This window comes from Streptomyces sp. NBC_01016 (assembly GCF_026341035.1).
Classification (GTDB): Bacteria; Actinomycetota; Actinomycetes; order Streptomycetales; family Streptomycetaceae; genus Streptomyces.
The window spans coordinates 5,715,392-5,734,556 of record NZ_JAPEOQ010000001.1 but is presented as its reverse complement, the minus strand read 5'-3'; the positions used below and the strand labels follow the sequence as shown (position 1 = coordinate 5,734,556).

Sequence of the window (19,165 nt, the reverse complement as noted above, 5' to 3'; positions counted from 1 at the left end):
ACTAGCTGATCTTGATGGGAAGTTGAGCGTCCTCAGGCCTCTCGGACCGTGTACGGCAGCGCGTCCACGAGTCCGGCCAGATCCGCCTCGGTCGGCGCGCTCTCGAGAAAGACCACGCGGTACAGCGCGTAGCCGAGCCAGCTGTCGATCACCGCTCCGGTGTCGAGGCCGGCGGGCAACTCGCCCCGCGCGATACCGCGCCGCAGCAGTGCGGCCCCCGGTTCGCTCCAGGCCTTGAGGAGGTCCCGCAGCTCCGCGCGTCCCGCCTCGCCGCGCTCGACGAGCGCACCGGCCACGACGCTCGGGTCACCGAGCAGCGTCAGCGTTCGGACGAGGTCGGCGACGTGGGCCCGCGCGTCCTCGCGCACGGAGCCGGTGTCCGGCTGCGGGACCGGCGCCAGCTGATCGGTGACGGCCTCGGTGATCACCGCCGCCTTGTTCGGCCACCAGCGGTAGAGCGTCATCTTGGCGACGCCGGCGCGGGCGGCGATCCGCTCCATCGTGACCTTGTGATAGCCGAGCTCGGCGACGAGTTCCCGCGCGGCACGCAGTACCGCCGCGTGCGCCTGCGGGTCGCGGTAGCGCCCGCGCCTGGGCCGGGCAGCCGTCGACTCGTCCATGCCTCGCTCCGATCCCCGCGTACGGGAATTTCTAGACAGTACGTATCGTCTAAGAATAGTGACAGGCCCGTCGGGCGACGGCGGACCGCGACACAGTCCCCTCAGGAGGTCCGCAATGAACAACAGGTTCGACGGCAAGGTCGTCCTCATCACCGGTGGCGGCTCTGGCCTCGGCAGGTCCGCCGCGCTGCGGGTCGCGGCCGAGGGCGCGAAGCTGGCGCTCGTCGACGTGAACGCGGAAGGGCTCGCGCAGAGCGCGGCCGATATCGAGACGGCCACGCCGGGCGCCGAGGTGCTGACGCTCACCGCCGATGTCAGCGACGAGGCGGAGGTCACGCGCTACGTGGCCGAGACCACACGGGCCTACGGCCGGATCGACGCCTTCTTCAACAACGCGGGCATCGAGGGCAAGCAGAACCTCACCGAGGAGTTCGGCAGCGACGAGTTCCAGCGCGTCGTCGACATCAACCTGCGGGGCGTCTTCCTCGGCCTCAAGCACGTCCTCGCCGTCATGCGCGAGCAGGGCAGCGGCACCGTCGTGAACACCGCCTCGGTGGGCGGCATCCGCGGTGTGGGCAACCAGTCCGGTTACGCGGCCGCCAAGCACGGCGTCGTCGGCCTGACCCGCAATTCGGGAGTGGAGTACGGCCGCTTCGGCATCACGGTGAAGGCCATCGCGCCCGGCGCGATCATGACGCCCATGGTCGAGGGCTCGCTCAAGCAGCTCGACCCGGTGAACTGGGAGGAGGCCGGCCGCCAGTTCGTCAGCACCAACCCGATGAAGCGCTTCGGGCGCCCCGAGGAGGTCGCCAACCTGGTGGCCTTCCTCCTCTCCGACGAGGCGTCCTTCATCAACGCCACGGTCGTCCCGATCGACGGCGGCCAGTCCGAGCAGTACTGACGGGGCCTCCCTGCGTCACATACCGGCGGATCGGCGCCGCCGTCCACGTCGGCCGGCACCGGTCCGCGGGTACAGCGCCCGCGAGTGGCGAAAGTCTCCGGCTCCTCAACCCCACCCCGGATGTACCCACGTCACCTGATCGACGTAGGGTCCCCTTTTGTTCACCCGCAGGGTGACATCAAGACCTCGACGACCAGGAGCTCTTCCCGTGCCCGCACCGTCCACTGCCCCGGCGCCCATCTACGACCGACTCGTCGACGAGCACGGTGATGTGCTCGCCGACGCGCGTGAGGCCGCGCACAAGGCCGAGCGCACCGCGGAAGGCGTGCTCGACTTCGGGCACGCGGAGGCCCCCCAGACCCACCAGGCTCCCCAGGCTCCCCAGGCCCCGCAGTCCTTCCAGGGCTCGCAGTCCCTCCAGGGTCAGCAGGCCCCCCAGGCCTCCGCCCTCGACCAGGCGCAGGTGCCGCAGGGCCAGCAGTCCCCGCAGGGCCAGCAGGCCCAGCACGGTCAGCAGAACCCGCAGGGTCAGCAGAACCCGCAGGCCCCCCAGGGCCAGCACGCACCCCAGGGCCAGCAGGCACCCCAGGCACCGCACTTCCCCCAGGCCCCTCAGGCCCAGCAGTCCCCCGCCCCGACGCAGGAGGGCTGACCGCGACCGCGGCCGGTCAGGACCCTCCCGGTCGGTCGGCGGCGCCCGGTCAGGCCCCCACGTACTGCGCCAGGTGCTCGCCGGTGAGAGTGGAGCTGTCGGCGACGAGGTCGGCGGGGGTTCCCTCGAAGACGACCTTGCCGCCTTCGTGTCCCGCACCGGGGCCCAGGTCGATGATCCAGTCGGCGTGCGCCATCACAGCCTGGTGGTGCTCGATGACGATGACCGACTTGCCGGAGTCCACGAGCCGGTCGAGCAGCGCGAGCAGCTGCTCGACGTCCGCCAGGTGCAGACCCGTGGTCGGCTCGTCCAGGACGTAGACACCCCCCTTGTCGGCCATGTGCACGGCGAGCTTGAGCCGCTGCCGCTCGCCGCCGGAGAGCGTCGTCAGCGGCTGCCCGAGGGTGAGGTAACCGAGCCCGACGTCCTCGAGCCGCTCGAGGATCTTGTGCGCGGCCGGGGTGCGCGCCTCCCCCGCGCCGAAGAACTTGACCGCCTCGGTCACCGGCATCGCGAGCACCTCGCTGATGTCCTTGCCCCCGAAGTGGTAGTCGAGCACCGAGGCCTCGAACCGCTTGCCGTCGCACTCCTCGCAGGTCGCGGCCGCGGTCGCCATGATCCCGAGGTCGGTGTAGACGACTCCCGCGCCGTTGCAGGTCGGGCAGGCGCCCTCCGAGTTGGCGCTGAACAGCGCGGGCTTCACGCCGTTGGCCTTCGCGAACGCCTTGCGGATGGGCTCGAGGAGCCCGGTGTACGTGGCCGGGTTGCTGCGCCGTGAGCCGCGGATCGGGGTCTGGTCGACCGCCACCACGCCGTCGTCGGCGGGGATGGAGCCGTGCACGAGCGAGCTCTTGCCCGAACCAGCGACACCGGTGACCACCGTGAGCACCCCGAGTGGAATGTCGACGTCGACGTCCCTCAGGTTGTGCGCGTTCGCCCCGCGGATCGCGAGCTTGCCGGTGGGCTCGCGCACGGTGTCCTTGACCGCGGCCCGGTCGTCGAGGTGCCGCCCGGTGATGGTGTCACTGGCGCGCAGCTCCTCGACGGTGCCCTCGAAGCAGACGCTGCCGCCGCCCGTGCCTGCGCCGGGGCCGAGGTCCACGACGTGGTCGGCGATGGCGATGGCCTCCGGCTTGTGCTCCACGACCAGCACGGTGTTGCCCTTGTCCCGCAGCCGGAGCAGCAGCTTGTTCATCCGCTGGATGTCGTGCGGGTGCAGGCCGATGGTGGGCTCGTCGAAGACGTAGGTGACGTCGGTGAGCGAGGAGCCGAGGTGACGGATCATCTTGACGCGCTGCGCCTCGCCGCCGGACAGCGTGCCCGCCGCCCGGTCGAGTGAGAGATAGCCGAGGCCGATCTCCTCGAACGACTCCAGGGTGTGCCGCAGCTTGGCGAGCAGCGGGGCGACCGACGGCTCCTTGAGGCCGCGCACCCACTCCGCCAGGTCCCTGATCTCCATCGCGCACAGGTCGGCGATGCTCTTGCGCTTGATCTTCGAGGAGCGGGCCAGCTCGCTGAGCCGGGAACCCTCGCAGTCGGGGCAGGTCTGGAAGGTGACCGCCCGGTCCACGAAGGCCCGGATGTGCGGCTGCATCGACTCCCGGTCCTTGGACAGGAAGGTCTTCTGGAGCTTCGGGATCAGGCCCTCGTAGGTGAGGTTGACACCGTTGATCTTGACCTTGGTGGGTTCACGGTGAAGGAAGTCGTGCCGCTCCTTCTTGGTGTACTTGCGGATCGGCTTGTCCGGGTCGAAGAAGCCCGAGTCCCTGATGACCCGCACCACCCAGCCGTCCCCGGTGTACGTGGGGATGCTGAACGGGTCCTCGTTGAGCGACTTGGAGTCGTCGAAGAGCTGGGCCAGGTCGATGTCCGAGACCGTGCCCCGGCCCTCGCAGTGGGTGCACATGCCGCCGGTGCGGCTGAAGGACACCTTCTCCGTCTTGGTCTTGTCGGAGCCCCGGTCGACCGTGATCCCGCCCTGAGCCGAGACCGACGCGACGTTGAAGGAGTAGGCGCCGGGTCCGCCGATGTGCGGCTTCGCGAGCCGGCTGTAGAGGATGCGCAGCATCGCGCTGGCGTCGGTGGCGGTGCCGACCGTGGAGCGCGGGTCGGAGCCCATCCGCTGCTGGTCGACGGTGATCGCGGTGGTCAATCCGTCCAGCACGTCGACCTCGGGCCGCGCGAGTGTCGGCATGAAGCCCTGGAGGAACGCGCTGTACGTCTCATTGATCATCCGCTGCGACTCGGCGGCGATCGTGTCGAACACCAGCGAGCTCTTGCCCGACCCCGAGACCCCGGTGAACACCGTCAGGCGTCGCTTGGGCAGCTCGATGCTGACGTCCTTGAGGTTGTTCTCCCGCGCGCCGTGCACGCGGATCAGGTCGTGGCTGTCGGCGGGGTGCGACGTCGACGACGCTGCGCCCGTCCTCGCGACCTTGCTCATCATGTCTCCATCGTCCGGGGCCGCCATAGGGAGTGCTCGGCGTCGCCTGTTTCGCATCGGTGTGTTCGATTGTCGCCGTCCGCGCGGCCCCCGCCACCTCAATCGGTGAACACGCCGGGGGTGACCTGCCGACGGCTCCGCCATCCGTCTGTGAGGCTATCGAGCACCACTGACAACCCGGTGTTGCACGACTCTCCCCTGGTCACGACCCTGTGCACACCTATTGACTGATATTCAAACTCGTCGGTAGCTTCAACTACCGGCGCGCTGAACCCCCTTGCCTCACACGGAACTTGGCCATGCCCCGGCCCGGTTCCGCAGGTTCCGAATGCTTCGAAGGAGCATCAGATGGCGATCCGCGCGTTCAGCGGCAGACTCACGGCCCTCGCGGCCTCGACCGGCGCCGCCCTCGTCACCCTCGCCGCACCCGCACACGCGGCCCCCGAGCCCCTCTCCTACGTCGCTCTGGGCGACAGCTACAGCGCCGCTTCCGGCGTGCTTCCGCTCGACCCGAAGGCCAGCCCGCTGTGTGCCCGCTCCACGGCCAACTACCCGCACGTGATCGCGAAGCGCACCGGCGCCGCGCTCAAGGACGTGACGTGCGGCGCCGCGCAGACGAAGGACTTCGCCGGATCCCAGTACCCGGGCGTGCCGCCGCAGCTCGACGCGCTGAGCAAGGACACCGACCTGGTGACCCTCACCATCGGTGGCAACGACAACAGCACCTTCATCAACACGATCCTGTCCTGCGCCACCGCCGGGCTCGCCTCCGCGGGCCAGGGCCACCCGTGCAAGTCCCTGAACGGCGACAAGTTCAGCGACGAGATCGACGCCAAGACGTACCCGGCGGTGAAGTCCGCGCTCCAGGCGGTCAAGAGCAAGGCGCCGAACGCGAAGGTCGCCGTCCTCGGCTATCCGTGGATCATGCCGCAGGTCGCGCAGAAGGGCTGCTTCCTGAAGATGCCGATCGCGTCCGGCGATGTGCCGTACGTCCGCGACATCCAGTCCCACCTCAACCGCGCGGTGCAGCGCGCGGCGGGCGAGACCGGCTCGACCTATGTGGACTTCTCCCAGTCCTCCGAGGGCCACGACGCCTGTCAGCCGATCGGCACCCGCTGGGTCGAGCCGGCCCTCTTCGGCACCAACTTCGTCCCCGTGCACCCGAACGCGCTGGGTGAGTCGGCGATGGCCGACGCCACGATGGGCGCGCTCGGGATGCACTGACTCCCGGGCCGCGGAGTCCGCTTCAGTGGAGTCCGCTTCATATGAAGGCGATCTCCGGGTACTTCGGTGACGGCGCGTCCAGGAGCGCGCCGTCCCCACCGCGCAGCCAGCGGTCGAAGAAGGCCGCCAGATACGCCCGTTGAGCCACGACCGCCCGGTGGGTGGGCACTGTGCCCACCCATGTGGTCAGCGTCTCGCGCGGCAGGTCGAGGCGGGCCGCTATCTGTGGCAGCAGCGACGTCGCGTCCGTGTATGTGGCGTGCCGGGAGCCGCGCAGGGTCAGGTCGCGTCGCCATCCACTGCTGTGCCGCCACAGCTCCCGCCAGGAGGGGACGTTCGTCCGGTCGTTGCCCTCGCTGCCCATCAGGAGCACGGGTCGGTCCACGCCCTCGGCCGCGACGGTGGAGAGGCCGCCCTCGTCGTGGTCGTCCTGGACGTAGGCGAGCACGCCGTCGAGGTTCGCGGCCGCGGCGAGTCGCTCGTCGTCGTGCAGGGTCTGCAGCGCGGCGAAGCCTCCCGCGGACTGCCCGAACATGCCGATCGGCGCCCGGCGCAGCCGCTGCGTGTCGAAGGCCCGCCGCACCACATCGAGGACGAAGCGCGTGTCCGCGACGCGTACGGCGGTCGTCTTCTTCAACAGCGCGGTCACCCCGGCCGGGCCGGACTGCTGCGCCTTCTCGAATTCCTGCGGGAGCCGGGAGACGGCCACGCGCCCACCGGGGAACTCCACCGCCGACACGTCGTAGGGATGGTCGATGGCGATCACCACATAGCCGCGGGACGCTAGGTCGTCCGTGAGCGTCGTGCCCAAGGAGCGCGGGTCCACGACACCGGGCGAGTACAGCACCACGGGGTGCGCCGCGCTGCGGTCGAGCGGCGCCGCGGTGTGGGCGAAGGTCCGCGTCGCCGCCCAGTCGACGCGGCCCGCGGGCAGCCCCGCGAAGTTGTTGAGCCGGTCGAAGCCCGCTGCCTCCCGGGCCGTCATCTGCGGGGCCCGCCCGTGCCCGGCGACCGCGCGTGCCGGGTAGCGCACGTCCACCATCAACTCCCGTGCGGGAGCCGCCGTCCACGGGTCCGGGCGGGAGCGGTCCACCAGGCGCAGCGCCACTCTGCCCACCGGGTGCGGGCCGCTCGGAGCAGGTAACCGCAGCCGCACCCGCTGCGGCGCGGCCGCCACCGCCGGCGCCGCGCCCAGGGTCAACAGCGCCGCGCCGGCCGCGAGTACGCCCCGCCGGGCCGGCCCGCCCATCGAAATCGTGCCGAGATCGTCCATGACTCAAGATTCGTGGAACCGCCCCCGGCGCACCATCCGGCCCACCCCCACTTCTCGTTGGGGGCAATCCCCCAGAAGTCACCATGTGACCAGGTCGGGCGCCGTCCACCTGTCGATACTCGTGTCAAGAGCGTGCCCACCTCCTCGTATGCTCGGGGGCGACGCCGACGGACCGATCTTGGAGTGAGTACTGGTGGCGCGACGGCCGAGGGACACCTGGGACCGCTTCATTGCATCCGATCCGGGGCTGCTGCGCCTGATGGCCGGGCTGCGGATCGTCGCGGCGATCGGGCTGACGCTCGCCGTGCTCGCGCTCCTCGGCACGGACGTGACACACATGGTCGCGGGCGCGATGGCCGCGATGGTGAGCACGTTCGCGATCCGTGAGAAGAATCTGCGAGGGCAGGCGATCACGCTCGCCTGGGGATTCCCGGTGGCGCTCGCCGCCGTGACCCTCGGCGCACTGCTGCACAACAAGGTGATCGCGGGTGATCTCTTCTTCATCGCGCTGATCTTCGGCGCGGTCTACTTCCGCCGCTTCGGCGACCGGGGCACGGCCCTCGGCCTCATGGGTTTCCAGGTCTACTTCGTGTCGCTGTTCGTGAACGCGACCCCCGATCAACTCCCGGTCCTCGCAGGCACGTTGGCGGTGGCGTTCGGCTGCAGCGCCGTGGCCCGGTTCGCGCTGGTTCCGGAGACGCCGCAGCGCGTGCTCGGGCGGCTGCGCGGGGCGTTCCGGGCGCGGCTCGCTCAGCTGGTGACCGCGCAGACGAGGCTGCTCGACGCCGCGCCGGAGGACCTCGACGACGTACTGGACGACCTACGGCACCACACCTCGCGGCTGCACGAGACGGCGCTGATGATCCAGGGCCGGCTCGAGGACGGCGCCGGGGACGCGGCGACCGCCTCGCTGATCCAGCGCCGTATCGCCGACGCGGAGATCTCCGCTGAGCGCCTCGGCATGCTGCTGTTGAACGCGCGCAGCGCCGAACGCGCCGACACCCTCACCCTGCATCTCCCCCACGCGCCCGCGCCGGCCGCGGGCAAGCTGCTGTTCCGCGACGACGAGGACGAGTCGACGGCCACCCTCCGCCGCGATCTGGGCGCCCTGCACCTGATGGTGTCCCGCCCCGCCGATGCCAACCGGGGCACGGCCGTCGCCCAGATCCGCAACCGTCTGCTCGGCTACCGCGACGAGGAGCGGATGCCTCCGGGCGCCACGCTCGCCGTGCAGGACGTGTTCCGCGGCATCGGTGAGGCGGCCCGCGCGGTGATGGGTCTGCGGATCGCGCTCGACGGCCCGCAGGACGAGTCGGACGACTCCCCCTCCACGACGCGTTCGCGTGAGGAGCTGGAGGCGGAGGACATGTCCATCACCGGCACCGTCGCGCTGGCCGACGCGGAGAAGGAGGCCGACGAGGACGAGGACGACCGCGGGGGCCTGGACCGGCCCACCACCCGCGCCGCCTTCCAGGTCGCCGTCGGCTCCGCCCTCGCGATCGTCGGCGGCGAGTTCCTCTCCAGCCAGCGCTGGTACTGGGCCGTCCTGACCTGCTGGGTCGTCTTCCTCAACACCGCGTCCACGGGCGAGATCGTCATCAAGGGCTACCGCCGCGTCCTCGGCACGGTGCTCGGTGTGCTCGCCGGAGTGCTGCTCGCGGGGGCGGTCGGCAATCACACGTGGCTGGCGTTCGTCCTGGTGCTGCTGTGCGTGTTCGCCGCGTTCTTCACCGCCCCCTTGTCGTACGCCCTGATGTCGTTCTTCGTGACGGCGATGCTGGGCCTGCTGTACACGCTCCTGAACACCTACAGCCTCGACGTGCTGGTGCTCCGCATCGAGGAGACCGCGCTCGGTGCGGCGTGCGGCATCATCGCGGCGATGCTGGTGCTTCCGGTGCGCACCGACCGGCGCACCGACGAGTTGCTCGCCACCGTCCTCGAGCGGCTCGGCGATGTCGTGGCGGGCGCGGTGGAGCAGCTCAGCGGCGGCCCGGCCGCGGACCTGCTCGACCGGGCGCGGGACCTCGACACCGCCCTGGACGACCTGCGCGCGTCCACCAAGCCGCTGACCCACGCGATCGCCCCGCAGCGCGAGCGGCGGCAGACCGTGCGCTATCTGGTGGCGCTCCTGGAGACGTCCGCGTACCACGCGCGTTCCCTGGCGGCGACCGCCGAGCTCGTCCCGTACAGCAAGCATGTGGCCGCCGATCCTCGGCTCGGCAGGGCGGCGCGGCGTATCGCGCACAACATCGATGTGTTGGTCGCGCAGGTGACCGACGAGGACACGACGGGGATCGTCGAGTCCGGCGCGAGCATCGCGGCGATGCTGGAGACGGACGGCCTGGGGGTGCCGGCCGCGAACACGGTGACGTTCCGTGTGCTGCGTCACCTTCAGCGGCTCGACGAGGGGATCTCCGGTCTCGCCCGACCGCTCGACGTCCCTGTGGGACCGCGCACATAGCGGGGGTCTGCCTTCAAACCCGCCCCGACCTGGGGATACGATCCCCGGATCCCCTCCGAACCCGATGCCGCGCCGACGCATGACTGGAGCCACCTCGTGAGTGCCCCCGCACCCGATCACCACTCCTTGCTCCCGCTGAGCCGAATCCCGCGTACGGGGCTGCCGCCGCGCGCCGTCGTCGTGGGTGATCCGGAGCGCGCGGCGGCCGTCGCCGCGCTGCTCGACGACGCCGTGGAGGTGTCGTACAACCGCGAGTACCGCACGTTCAGCGGGACGTGGCGCGGGGTGCCGGTCGTCGTCGCCTCGCACGGCATCGGCGGGCCCGGCGCGATCCTGCTGTTCCAGGAGCTGGCCGACGCGGGCGTGCGGACGTTCGTGCGGTTCGGTACGGCGGGTGCGATGCGGCCGGGGATCGGCGACGGCGACCTGGTCGTCGCGGAGGCCGCGGTGCGCGACGACGGCGTGACCGGCCAGTTGGTGCCCGCCGAGTACCCGGCGGTGTCCGCTCCGGAGGCCGTGCTCGCCCTCACCCGCGCGGCGCGCGAGGCGGGCGCGCCGCACCATCGGGGAATCGTGTGGACGCGGGCGGCGTTCCAACCAGGGCTGATCCCGCTGAACCAGTACGACGGCGCGGGCCTCGCGGCGATCGAGATGGAGGTGTCCGCGCTGTTCGTCACGGCGTCGCTGCGCGGGCTCGTCGCGGGTGCCGTGCTCGTCGTCGACGGCGTGAACGCGGACGATCTGGTGGACGAGGAGAGCACCGGCGGCTACGACCCGCACCGCGAGGTCGTCGCTGAGGGCGTCGCGCGCGGCAGCGTCGTGGCCCTGGAGGCGCTGCGCATACTTACCGAGGAGCAACTGTGACCGAGTCCGTCGATCTGCTGGTGCACGGCGGCACCGTCCTCACCGTCGACGACGCGTCGACCGTAGTCGCCGACGGCGCGGTCGCCGTGCGCGACGGCGAGATCGTGGCGGTGGGCCCCGCCGCCGAGCTGCGCGCCCGCCACACGGCCACCGACACCATCGACGCCTCCGGCGGCCTGGTGCTGCCCGGCCTGATCAACACGCACACGCACCTCGCGATGACGCTGCTGCGCGGCACCGCCGACGATGTGACGCTGCAGGAGTTCCTGGGCCGGGTCGTCCCCGCCGAGGCGCGCCTGCTCGACCCCGGCACCGTCGCCTCCGCCGTCCGCGTGGCCGTCGCCGAGAGTGTGCGCGCAGGTGTCACCTCCGCGCTCGACATGTACTGGTTCCACGAGGCCGCCGAAGAGGCCGCGCGCACGGCGGGCTGGCGGCTGCACACCGGGCCGCTGTTCATGGACGTCCCCGAGCCGCCGGACGGGCGGCCGTACAAGGAGCGCATGGAGTGGGCGCGCCGGTACCTAGCCGGGCGCCCCGCCGGCACCCGTCCCGTCCTGTTCGCGCACTCGACGTACACGCTCTCCCCCGAGCAGCTCGCCGAGTGCTTCACGCTGGCCCGTGAGTTCGGTGCGCTGATCCACCTGCACGCGGCGGAGAACGCCGCCGAGGTCGCGGGTGTCGAGGTGGCGCACGGCAAGCGGCCGGTGGAACTCCTCGAATCCCTCGGCCTGTTGGGCCCCGACGTGGTGCTCGCGCACGCCGTCGACCTGACCGGCGGCGAGATCGCGGCGATCGCCCGTGCGGGCGCCTCGGTCGCCCACTGCCCGGTGTCGAACCTGAAGCTGGGCTGCGGCATCGCGCCGGTTCCGCGGCTGCTGAGCGCGGGTGTCACCGTCGGCCTCGGTACGGACGGCGCCGTCAGCTCGAACACCCTCGACGTGCTCGGCGCCGTGCGGCAGGCGGCTCTGGTGCACAAGGCGGACGGCGATCCGACGGCGGTCGGCGCCGAGCAGGCCGTGCGCATGGCGACCATCGAGGGCGCCCGCGCCCTGGGCCTCGGCGACGAACTCGGCTCGCTCGAGGTCGGCAAGCGCGCCGACCTGGCCGTCCTCGACCTGAACCGGCCGCACCTCACGCCGCGCCACGACCCGTACGCGATGCTCGCCTACGCCGCGCAGGCCTCCGACGTGCGGGACACCGTCGTCGATGGCAGGGTCCTCATGCGCGACCGTGCGCTCACGACTCTCGACGAGGGCGCGGTCCTCGCCGATCTGGAGGCCCTCGCATGACCGGCCACCCCACCCCCACCCGAGGCTTCGTCGGTCGCCCCCGCGTCCACAACCCCGGCCTGCCGCCGGGCCAGTACGACGCGGGCGACGACTGGCCGGTGCTCTCCGCCGAGGTGACGCCTCAACTCGACCGCAAGGACTGGACGTTCACGATCGACGGCCTGGTCGCCGAGGAGCGCACCTGGACGTGGGACGAGGCGCGGGCGCTGCCCCCGGCGACGTACAGCGGGGACATCCACTGCGTGACGACCTGGTCGAAGTTCGGGGTGCGCTTCGGTGGTGTCTCGCTCGACACGTTCCTCGACGCGGTACGCCCCTCCCCCGGGGCGACGCACATCATGGCGTACTCGCACACCGGATACTCCGCGAACCTGCCGCTCGCCGACGTGACGGGCGGCAAGGCGTGGCTCGCCTTCACCTACGAGGACGAGCCGCTGCCGACCGAACACGGCGGCCCCGCCCGCCTGTTGGTGCCGCACCTCTACTTCTGGAAGAGCGTGAAGTGGGTCGCGGGCATCAGGCTCCTCGATCACGACGAGCCCGGTTTCTGGGAGCAGAACGGGTACCACGCGCGGGGCAACCCCTGGGAAGAACAGCGATACGCAGGTGACTGAGACCGTGCCGGACACCACCACTTTCACGCCGCCGACCCGGTTCGCCGTGCCGGGCCGCATCGCCGCCGGGCAGGGCGCCGCCCTGTGGCAGCGTGCCGTACTCACGGAGATCCGCCGGGAGACGGCGAACGCGTCGACGTTCCGCTTCGCGGTGCCCGGCTGGCAGGGGCATCTGCCCGGTCAGCACCTGATGCTGCGACTGACGGCCGATGACGGTTACACGGCCCAGCGCCACTACTCGCTCGCGTCGGCTCCCGACGACTCGGGGCACATCGAGCTGACCCTCGACCACGTCGCGGACGGCGAGGTCTCCGGCTTTCTGCACACCGAGGCGCGGGTCGGCGACGAGGTGGAGATGCGCGGCCCGCTCAGCGGCTTCTTCGCGTGGCCGGGCGACCGGCCCGCACTGCTGCTCGGCGCGGGTTCGGGTGTCGTGCCCCTGATGTCGATGATCCGCCACCACAGGCAGCGCCGGCTGACCGTCCCGCTCAAGCTGATCGTGTCGGCACGCACCCGTGCGGACCTGATCTACGCCGAGGAGTACGGGGCCGAGACGACGTCGGTACTCACCCGTGAGGACGAGCGCCGACGTCTGGCCGCGGATCATCTGGCGCCGTGCTTCACCGAAGGTGCGCCACAGTGGGAGGCGTACGTGTGCGGCTCCAACTCCTTTGCCGAGCACGCCTCCCAGCTGCTGGTCGGCCTCGGTCAGCCGGTGGACCGGATCCGCATCGAGCGCTTCGGCTGACGCCTACCGGACACCCGCCCAGCGCTTGATCGTGGCCGTCGCCGCGTCCCGCTCGTTCGCGGGCAGCGCGGAGATCCGGGCGCCGTGGTTGGACTTCGGCACGACGTACTTGTACGAGTCCTTCTTGCTGGGCGTGAACTGCTCGGCGCTCCACGGGTCGTTCTGCCCGTAGACGAACAGCATCCGCTCGGACTTCGTACGCACCCATTTGTCGACGCCCTTGATGACGGTGCCGTCGTAGGTGGTGCGCATGTCGGCGGGCAGCACGGAGTTCGGCTGATAGATGTCCGGGTAGTGGCGCACACCCTTGAGGTTCTTGAACATCAGGTCGGCCCAGCCGAGTTGGGCGGCAGCCTGCCGGTAGTAGGGGCCCGAGCTGTTGGCGCCGAGCGTGGAGTCCTCGTAGATGGACAGTCCGTGGTCGAGGGACCACTTGTAGAGGTCGTCGTCGGAGACCTTCTTGGCGTCGGGCACGGTCGGGCAGTTGTCGACGGAGCCGGACTGCCAGAAGTTCCACACCTGGTCGAGGACCGCAAACTCGTAGGCCCGGTCGGTCGTTCCGAGGGTGTTGGTGAAGGTGTAGCCCTCGTCCTTCGCGGTCTTCTCGAACTTGGGGAGCAGGGTGTCGCGGCGCGCCAGCATCTCGCGCTGCACGGCGGCGAGCCCGTCGCGGCACTGCTGGGTGCCGACCCTCTTGAAGAAGTCCTCGTAGCCGCTGTCGTCGGCATTGTTGGCGTCGTTCGGGGCGACGTAGGCGACGACGCCGTCGTAGTCCTTGGGGTGGAAGCGGTAGTGGTACGTGGCCGTCATGCCGCCCTTGGAGCCGCCGGTCGCCAGCCACTTCGACGTCTTCTCGTACAGCGGCCGCACGGCCCGCACGATCCCGTGTTCGTCGGCGGCCTCCTGCTGGACGGTCATCTTGCCCCAGGGGGTGCCGCCGGCCGGTACGGACGGTCCGAAGAAGCGGTGCTCGACGCTGAGTTGGTTCGCGTCGAGGAGGGTGGTGGGCTCGCGGGTCGAGGAGGACAGCTCGTAGCCGCCTGTGTAGAAGACGACGGGCTTGGCCGTCGACTTGTGCCAGAGCGTGAAGCGCTGCTGGAACGTGCCGAGGCCGGGTCTCGCGTGGTCGACCGGCTGCGTGATCGACAAGGAGTAGAGCGGGAAGCCCTCCTTGTCGGTGACGCCGGTGACGCTCACTCCGGGCAGAGCCCGCAACTGATCCTCGAACGAGGCGGGCGCGGCGGTCGCCGGTGCCGCGGTGGCGGCGAGGGCGCCCGCCGTGAGGGCGGCGGACAGCAGCAGCGTGGGTATGGCGCGCAGGCGCACAAGGGTCTCCCTGGGTCGAGGGAACGGTGCGGCGGATCGTTGATCCACCGACCGAGACCCTAACCTGCGGCGCCCGCCCGGGAGTTGGCCTCACGTCGAAAACGCGAGGAGCCGGGACCCCGGACGGGGTCCCGGCTCCCAGGGTCCTTCTGACGGATCTTGCTGGAGTCGCGGAGCCGAACCGTGCGGCCTCCCACGTCCAGCCTGATCCGTCAGAAGGACCCTTGCACCGGATGATCGGCCTGGATCAGAGCTGGCCGGACTCGGAGATCGTGATCTTGGCGGAGGTGCCGCCGCTGCGCGAGCCGAGGGACTCGATCTTCTTCACGAGCTCCATGCCGTCCTCGACCTCGCCGAAGACGACGTGCTTGCCGTCCAGCCAGTCGGTGACGATGGTGGTGATGAAGAACTGCGAGCCGTTGGTGTTCGGGCCCGCGTTGGCCATGGAGAGCTGGCCCGGCTTGGTGTGCTTGAGCTGGAAGTTCTCGTCGGCGAACTTCTCGCCGTAGATGCTCTTGCCGCCCGTGCCGTTACCGGCGGTGAAGTCGCCGCCCTGCAGCATGAACTGCGGGATGACGCGGTGGAAGGACGAGCCGGCGTAGCCGAAGCCCTTCTCGCCCGTGCACAGGGCACGGAAGTTCTCCGCGGTCTTCGGGACGACGTCCTCGAAGAGGTTGAACGTGATCCGCCCAGCGGGCTCGCCGTTGATCTCGATGTCGAAGTAGGTCTTGATTGCCATGGACGCAATCCTTTCATCACCAACCCCGGATTGCCGATTCGGCCCGTCGGGATGGCCATTTTCGTACGCCATTCGTACGCTGCGTGATGCTCCGCTTACGGGGCGGATACATTCAGACCGCGAGCCGGTCCCGCGCCCGCACGCCCTCACCGAGCGGCCGCACGCCGTAGGCCTTGCCGAGGCCGTAGGCCGGCATGTCGCCGTAGATCGTCTCGTACGAGCCCGCGGGCACGAGGTAGGTCTCGTGCCAGACGCCCACACGCCCCTTCCCCTTGCGGAGGTAGCGGTTCGTGCGGGCCCACCAGGGCTGGTGCCGATTGTCGGAGGCGGCCGCGTAGGCGAGCAGCTTCTCCTTCGACTCCCAGTACTGGATGACGTAGAAGTTGCGCGGGTCCGAGGTGCCCAGGACGTAGTGGAGCAGACCGGCCGTGCGATCCTTGCCGAGGCCCCTGAGCATCATGAGCATCGCGCACATCACCGGGATCCAGCGGTGGACCGCCCAGAACCGGTTGATCCGCATACCGGCGACGAAGAGCACGACGTCGCCGTCGGCGGCCGCCGTCACCCGCCCCATCTCCAGTTTCGTGAACACAACTCCCCCGTTCCCGTCTGACATTGACAGGGGGTCAGGGGTCCCCCGATCCCCTGACCCGTGTTTGGATAGTGGCACTTTCCAAGGAGGGGCACAAGGGATGCGACTGGCAGAGCTGAGCGAGCGCAGCGGGGTGCCGGTCGGCACGATCAAGTACTACCTGCGCGAGGGGCTGCTGCCGCAGGGCGAGCGGATCAGCGCCACTCAGGCCGCGTACGGCGAGGCGCATCTGCGGCGGCTCGGCCTGATCCGGGCGATGATCCAGATCGGGCGGATCCCGGTGGCCACCGTGCGGGAGGTGCTCGGACATGTGGACGACGAGTCCCTGGGGACGACCTTCCGGCTGGGCGCCGCCCTGTGGGCGATGCCGCAGCCGCCGGAGGCGCCCGCGGACGACCTGCTGACGGCGGAGGTGACCGAGGCGGTCGACGGGTTCCTCGGCGACATGGGCTGGCAGAACGCGCGCGAGATCGGCGTCCTCTCCCCCTCATACCGCGCCCTGGTCACCACGATCGTCACGCTGACCCGCCTCGGCTTCTCGCGCGGGCCCGAGATCCTCGCGCAGTACGCGCACCTCATGGAGGAGGTGGCCCAACTGGACCTGGACCAACTCGACACCTACGAGGACGACTCCGAGAAGGTCGAGCTGGCGGTCGCGGCGGCGGTCCTGTACGAACCCCTGCTGCTCGCGCTGCGCCGGCTCGCCCAGGAGGAGCACTCCACGCGCCGCTACGGCTTGTGAGGCTCAGGGGAGGGCCGCATACGATGACGGCCGGACGCCGAACGCTCTGCGGCGGACACACAACGGGAGGGACCCAATGATCATCTTCGGCACGCGGGGCTACGCGTACCAGCTCGCGATCCTCACCTTCGTCTGCGGCAGCTGCGGCAATCCCGCGGCGCACACGCTGCGGAAGTTCGTCACGAAGTTCACGCTGTTCTTCATCCCGCTGTTCCCGATCTCGACGAAGTACCAGGCGCAGTGCACGTTCTGCGGCGCCGCGCACCAGGTGCCCAAGGATCACGTGGACGGGATGCTCGCGCAGGCCGCCGGGCCGGGGGCCGGGGCGCCGCAGCAGCAACAGCAGCACCACCAGGGCTAGTTGGTTCGCCGGGGGCCGATGCCATAAAAGGTGGCCCTGTCGCCTCCCAGGGGGGAGAGGGGGCGACAGGGCCACGGGCTCGAGCGCCCGGGGGGGGTGGGCTGCTTGAGCGTCTGTTCTCCTGCTGCCCGGGATCGGGCCGGGCATGCATGCCGCAGGCAGAATCGTCCCGGCGGCTTTTCACGCCCTCGTCAGTAGTCGGCGTTCATGGCCGCCCGCACCTCCCTGAGCGTCGCGTCGGCGACCGCGCCCGCCCGCTCGTTCCCGGCCCTCAGCACGTCCCTGACCAGGCCACGGTCCTGCGCGTAGCACTCGCGCCCGGCCCGGATCGGCGCGAGGTACTCGTTCACGGACTCGGTCACGCGCCGCTTGAGCGCGGCGCCGCCCCCGCCCCCGATCTCCTGCGCCACCGCGTGCGGGTCGACGCCTTCGCACAGGGCGGCGAGCAGGACGAGCGAGGAAACCTCGGGGCGGGTCCCCGGGTCGTACGTGATGTGGCGTTCGGCGTCGGTCTTGGCGCCGCGGATCAGCCGCGCGGTCTCGTCGGGTGTCGCGGACAGCGCGATGGCGTTGCCGCGGGACTTGCTCATCTTCGTGCCGTCGGTGCCGAGCAGCAGCGGCGCCGTGGACAGCAGGGCCTCGGGCTGCGGGAAGACCGGAGTGCCGTTGCCGTAGCGGTCGTTGAAGCGGCGGGCGACGGTGCGGGTGACCTCAAGGTGCGGCAGCTGGTCCTGGCCCACGGGGACCAGGTTCGCCTTGCAGAAGAGGATGTCGGCGGCCTGGTGCACGGGATAGGTGAACATCAGGCCGCTCACCGCGGACTGCCGGGAGAGCGCGATCTCGTCCTTGACGGTGGGGTTGCGGCTCAGCTCGGCGACCGAGACGAGGCTGAGGAACGGCAGCAGCAGCTGGTTCAGGGCCGGCAGGGCGCTGTGCGTGAAGATCGTGGAACGCTCGGGGTCGATGCCGATGGCCAGGTGGTCGAGGACCAGCTCCTCGACGTGTCCGGTGAGGTTCTCGGCGATGTCGCGGTCGGTGAGGACCTGGTAGTCGGCGATCAGGACGAAGGTCTCGACGCCGAGGTCCTGGAGCCGGACGCGGTTGTGCAGGGTGCCGAAGTAGTGCCCGAGGTGCAGTCGGCCGGTGGGCCGGTCCCCGGTGAGGATGCGGAACTGCCCGGGATCCTTGCGGATCAGCTGTTCCAGCTCGGCGCTGCGTTCCTGCGCGGCGGAGGTGCCGAGGGCATCGGTGCTGCTGCTCATGGTGGTCTCTCCCCTGGGTTCACGGGCGTCCTCGGGACGGCGTGACCTCCGGTGGGAGGGCATGAAGAAAGGGCCGTCCGGGGACGGCCCTTGTACGTGCTTGTCTGTGCGGCCGCCTCTAAGAGGTGCTAACAAAGGCGTTGGACGTGCCGATGAGTGATCAGGCAGGCGGCCAGCCCGAGGAAGGCTTCATGGATGTCGTCACGCCGCTCCCAGCGGATGCGGAGACGACGGAAGCCGTGCAGCCACGCGATGGTGCGCTCGACCACGTACCGGAAGGTGCCCAGTCCGGTGCCGTGCGGCTGACCGCGTTCGGCAATGACCGGGCGGATGCCGCGCTGTCGTACCTGGCGCCGGTAGATGTCGTGGTCGTAGCCGCGGTCAGCGAACAACAGGTCCGGCCGCTTGCGTGGCCGTCCGACCGTGCCTGCCACGGCGGGGACCTTGTCGAGCAGGGGCAGGAGTTGAGTGACGTCGTTGCGGTTGCCGCCGGTCAGCGATACGGCGAGCGGGATGCCCTGGCCGTCGGTGAGCACGTGGTGCTTGCTGCCCGGCCGCGCGCGGTCGACCGGGCTCGGCCCACTTTTGGGCCCCGCCGAGCGGCCCGCACGTGCGAGGAATCGATCACCGCCCGGGACCAGTCCAGCTTGCCCGCCGACCGTAGCTTCTTCAGCAGCACCAGGTGCAGTTCGTCCCACACCCCCGCCTCGTTCCAGGCGGCCAGCCGGCGCCAGCAGGTCATGCCCGAGCCGAAGCCCAACTCCTGGGGCAGGTACTCCCATTGGATGCCGGTGTGCAGCACAAAGAGGATCCCGCACAGTGCCTGCCGGTCCGGGACCCGTGGTCTGCCCTCGACCTTCTTCGGGCCCGGCTTCGGCAGCAACGGCTCGATCATCGACCACAGTTCGTCCGACACGATCCATGGCCGCGACTGACGCTCTCCCATGACCAGACCTACGGACAGACAGACCGAAACACTCATGATCAGCAGCTTTTGTTAGAGCCTTTAAGTGAGGCGCCACCAGTTCAGGCACGAAGATCGATGCATGCCGTA

General features: G+C 70.2%; 18 protein-coding genes. 10 read left to right on the top strand and 8 right to left on the bottom strand.

From position 1 onward, the window contains the following. Positions 1-32: 32 nt before the first annotated feature. The gene (locus OG746_RS25865; RefSeq protein ID WP_266718361.1) at positions 33-620 is read right to left on the bottom strand and encodes a TetR/AcrR family transcriptional regulator; all 588 of its coding nucleotides are present in this window, start codon (positions 618-620) and stop codon (positions 33-35) included. 115 nt (positions 621-735) lie between these two features. On the opposite strand from OG746_RS25865, the gene OG746_RS25860 reads away from it, so the two are divergent. Together OG746_RS25860 and OG746_RS25855 are read left to right on the top strand one after the other, a co-directional pair. After that, positions 736-1,521, top strand: coding sequence for an SDR family oxidoreductase (locus OG746_RS25860; protein ID WP_266718359.1), 786 nt, complete (start codon positions 736-738; stop codon positions 1,519-1,521). Positions 1,522-1,729: 208 nt separating this feature from the next. Next, positions 1,730-2,173, top strand: a complete 444-nt coding sequence (locus OG746_RS25855) for a hypothetical protein (protein WP_266718357.1) — start codon at positions 1,730-1,732, stop codon at positions 2,171-2,173. A 49-nt stretch (positions 2,174-2,222) separates the two neighbouring features. Here OG746_RS25855 and OG746_RS25850 read toward each other — a convergent pair whose 3' ends face one another. After that, positions 2,223-4,616, bottom strand: a complete 2,394-nt coding sequence (locus OG746_RS25850; protein WP_266718355.1) for an ATP-binding cassette domain-containing protein — start codon at positions 4,614-4,616, stop codon at positions 2,223-2,225. Positions 4,617-4,964: 348 nt separating this feature from the next. Here OG746_RS25850 and OG746_RS25845 point away from each other — a divergent pair, with 348 nt between their 5' ends. Continuing rightward, a complete protein-coding gene (locus OG746_RS25845; RefSeq protein ID WP_266718353.1) occupies positions 4,965-5,840 on the top strand; it encodes an SGNH/GDSL hydrolase family protein in 876 nt (291 codons plus the stop codon). A gap of 37 nt (positions 5,841-5,877) precedes the next feature. On the opposite strand, the gene OG746_RS25840 is transcribed toward OG746_RS25845, so the two are convergent. Continuing rightward, positions 5,878-7,113 (bottom strand): alpha/beta hydrolase, encoded by a 1,236-nt coding sequence (locus tag OG746_RS25840; RefSeq protein ID WP_266718351.1) that lies wholly within the window; start codon positions 7,111-7,113, stop codon positions 5,878-5,880. A 259-nt stretch (positions 7,114-7,372) separates the two neighbouring features. Between OG746_RS25840 and OG746_RS25835 the strand changes: the two genes are divergently transcribed. The 5 genes from OG746_RS25835 to OG746_RS25815 all read left to right on the top strand — a co-directional run bounded on the left by OG746_RS25835 (position 7,373) and on the right by OG746_RS25815 (position 13,089). Then, entirely contained in the window at positions 7,373-9,574 is a 2,202-nt protein-coding gene (locus tag OG746_RS25835; RefSeq protein WP_266719196.1) for an FUSC family protein, read from the top strand. 96 nt (positions 9,575-9,670) lie between these two features. Further along, entirely contained in the window at positions 9,671-10,438 is a 768-nt protein-coding gene (locus OG746_RS25830) for a nucleoside phosphorylase (RefSeq protein WP_266718349.1), read from the top strand. Further along, positions 10,435-11,727: an amidohydrolase gene (locus OG746_RS25825; protein WP_266718347.1), complete on the top strand. Its 1,293-nt coding sequence runs from the start codon at positions 10,435-10,437 to the stop codon at positions 11,725-11,727. Before OG746_RS25830 ends, OG746_RS25825 begins: the two co-directional genes overlap by 4 nt. Continuing rightward, the gene (locus OG746_RS25820; RefSeq protein ID WP_266718346.1) at positions 11,724-12,341 is read left to right on the top strand and encodes a sulfite oxidase-like oxidoreductase; all 618 of its coding nucleotides are present in this window, start codon (positions 11,724-11,726) and stop codon (positions 12,339-12,341) included. The genes OG746_RS25825 and OG746_RS25820 overlap by 4 nt, the downstream gene beginning before the upstream one ends. Continuing rightward, positions 12,334-13,089 carry a ferredoxin reductase gene (locus tag OG746_RS25815; protein WP_266718344.1) on the top strand — a complete coding sequence of 252 codons (756 nt, stop codon included), beginning with the start codon at positions 12,334-12,336 and terminating at the stop codon, positions 13,087-13,089. The genes OG746_RS25820 and OG746_RS25815 overlap by 8 nt, the downstream gene beginning before the upstream one ends. 3 nt (positions 13,090-13,092) lie before the next feature. Here the strand turns inward: OG746_RS25815 and OG746_RS25810 are convergent, their stop codons facing one another. The 3 genes from OG746_RS25810 to OG746_RS25800 all read right to left on the bottom strand — a co-directional run bounded on the left by OG746_RS25810 (position 13,093) and on the right by OG746_RS25800 (position 15,728). Continuing rightward, positions 13,093-14,415 carry a S28 family serine protease gene (locus OG746_RS25810; protein WP_266718342.1) on the bottom strand — a complete coding sequence of 441 codons (1,323 nt, stop codon included), beginning with the start codon at positions 14,413-14,415 and terminating at the stop codon, positions 13,093-13,095. A 247-nt stretch (positions 14,416-14,662) separates the two neighbouring features. Next, entirely contained in the window at positions 14,663-15,154 is a 492-nt protein-coding gene (locus OG746_RS25805; protein WP_266718340.1) for a peptidylprolyl isomerase, read from the bottom strand. A 112-nt stretch (positions 15,155-15,266) separates the two neighbouring features. Beyond that, on the bottom strand, positions 15,267-15,728 hold the full coding sequence (locus OG746_RS25800) for a monooxygenase family protein (RefSeq protein ID WP_524540478.1): 462 nt from the start codon (positions 15,726-15,728) through the stop codon (positions 15,267-15,269). A gap of 118 nt (positions 15,729-15,846) precedes the next feature. Here OG746_RS25800 and OG746_RS25795 point away from each other — a divergent pair, with 118 nt between their 5' ends. Continuing rightward, positions 15,847-16,488 (top strand): MerR family transcriptional regulator, encoded by a 642-nt coding sequence (locus tag OG746_RS25795; RefSeq protein ID WP_266718336.1) that lies wholly within the window; start codon positions 15,847-15,849, stop codon positions 16,486-16,488. Between the two features lie 76 nt (positions 16,489-16,564). Then, positions 16,565-16,849: a zinc-ribbon domain-containing protein gene (locus OG746_RS25790; protein WP_266718334.1), complete on the top strand. Its 285-nt coding sequence runs from the start codon at positions 16,565-16,567 to the stop codon at positions 16,847-16,849. 191 nt (positions 16,850-17,040) lie between these two features. Here the strand turns inward: OG746_RS25790 and trpS are convergent, their stop codons facing one another. Together trpS and OG746_RS25780 are read right to left on the bottom strand one after the other, a co-directional pair. Continuing rightward, positions 17,041-18,111, bottom strand: a complete 1,071-nt coding sequence (gene trpS, locus OG746_RS25785; RefSeq protein ID WP_266718332.1) for a tryptophan--tRNA ligase — start codon at positions 18,109-18,111, stop codon at positions 17,041-17,043. A 128-nt stretch (positions 18,112-18,239) separates the two neighbouring features. After that, a protein-coding gene (locus tag OG746_RS25780; protein WP_443059774.1) for an IS5 family transposase occupies positions 18,240-19,057 on the bottom strand; the annotation gives its coding sequence in 2 pieces (ribosomal slippage) (positions 18,240-18,725 and positions 18,728-19,057; 816 coding nt in all). Between the last annotated feature and the right edge of the window lie 108 nt (positions 19,058-19,165).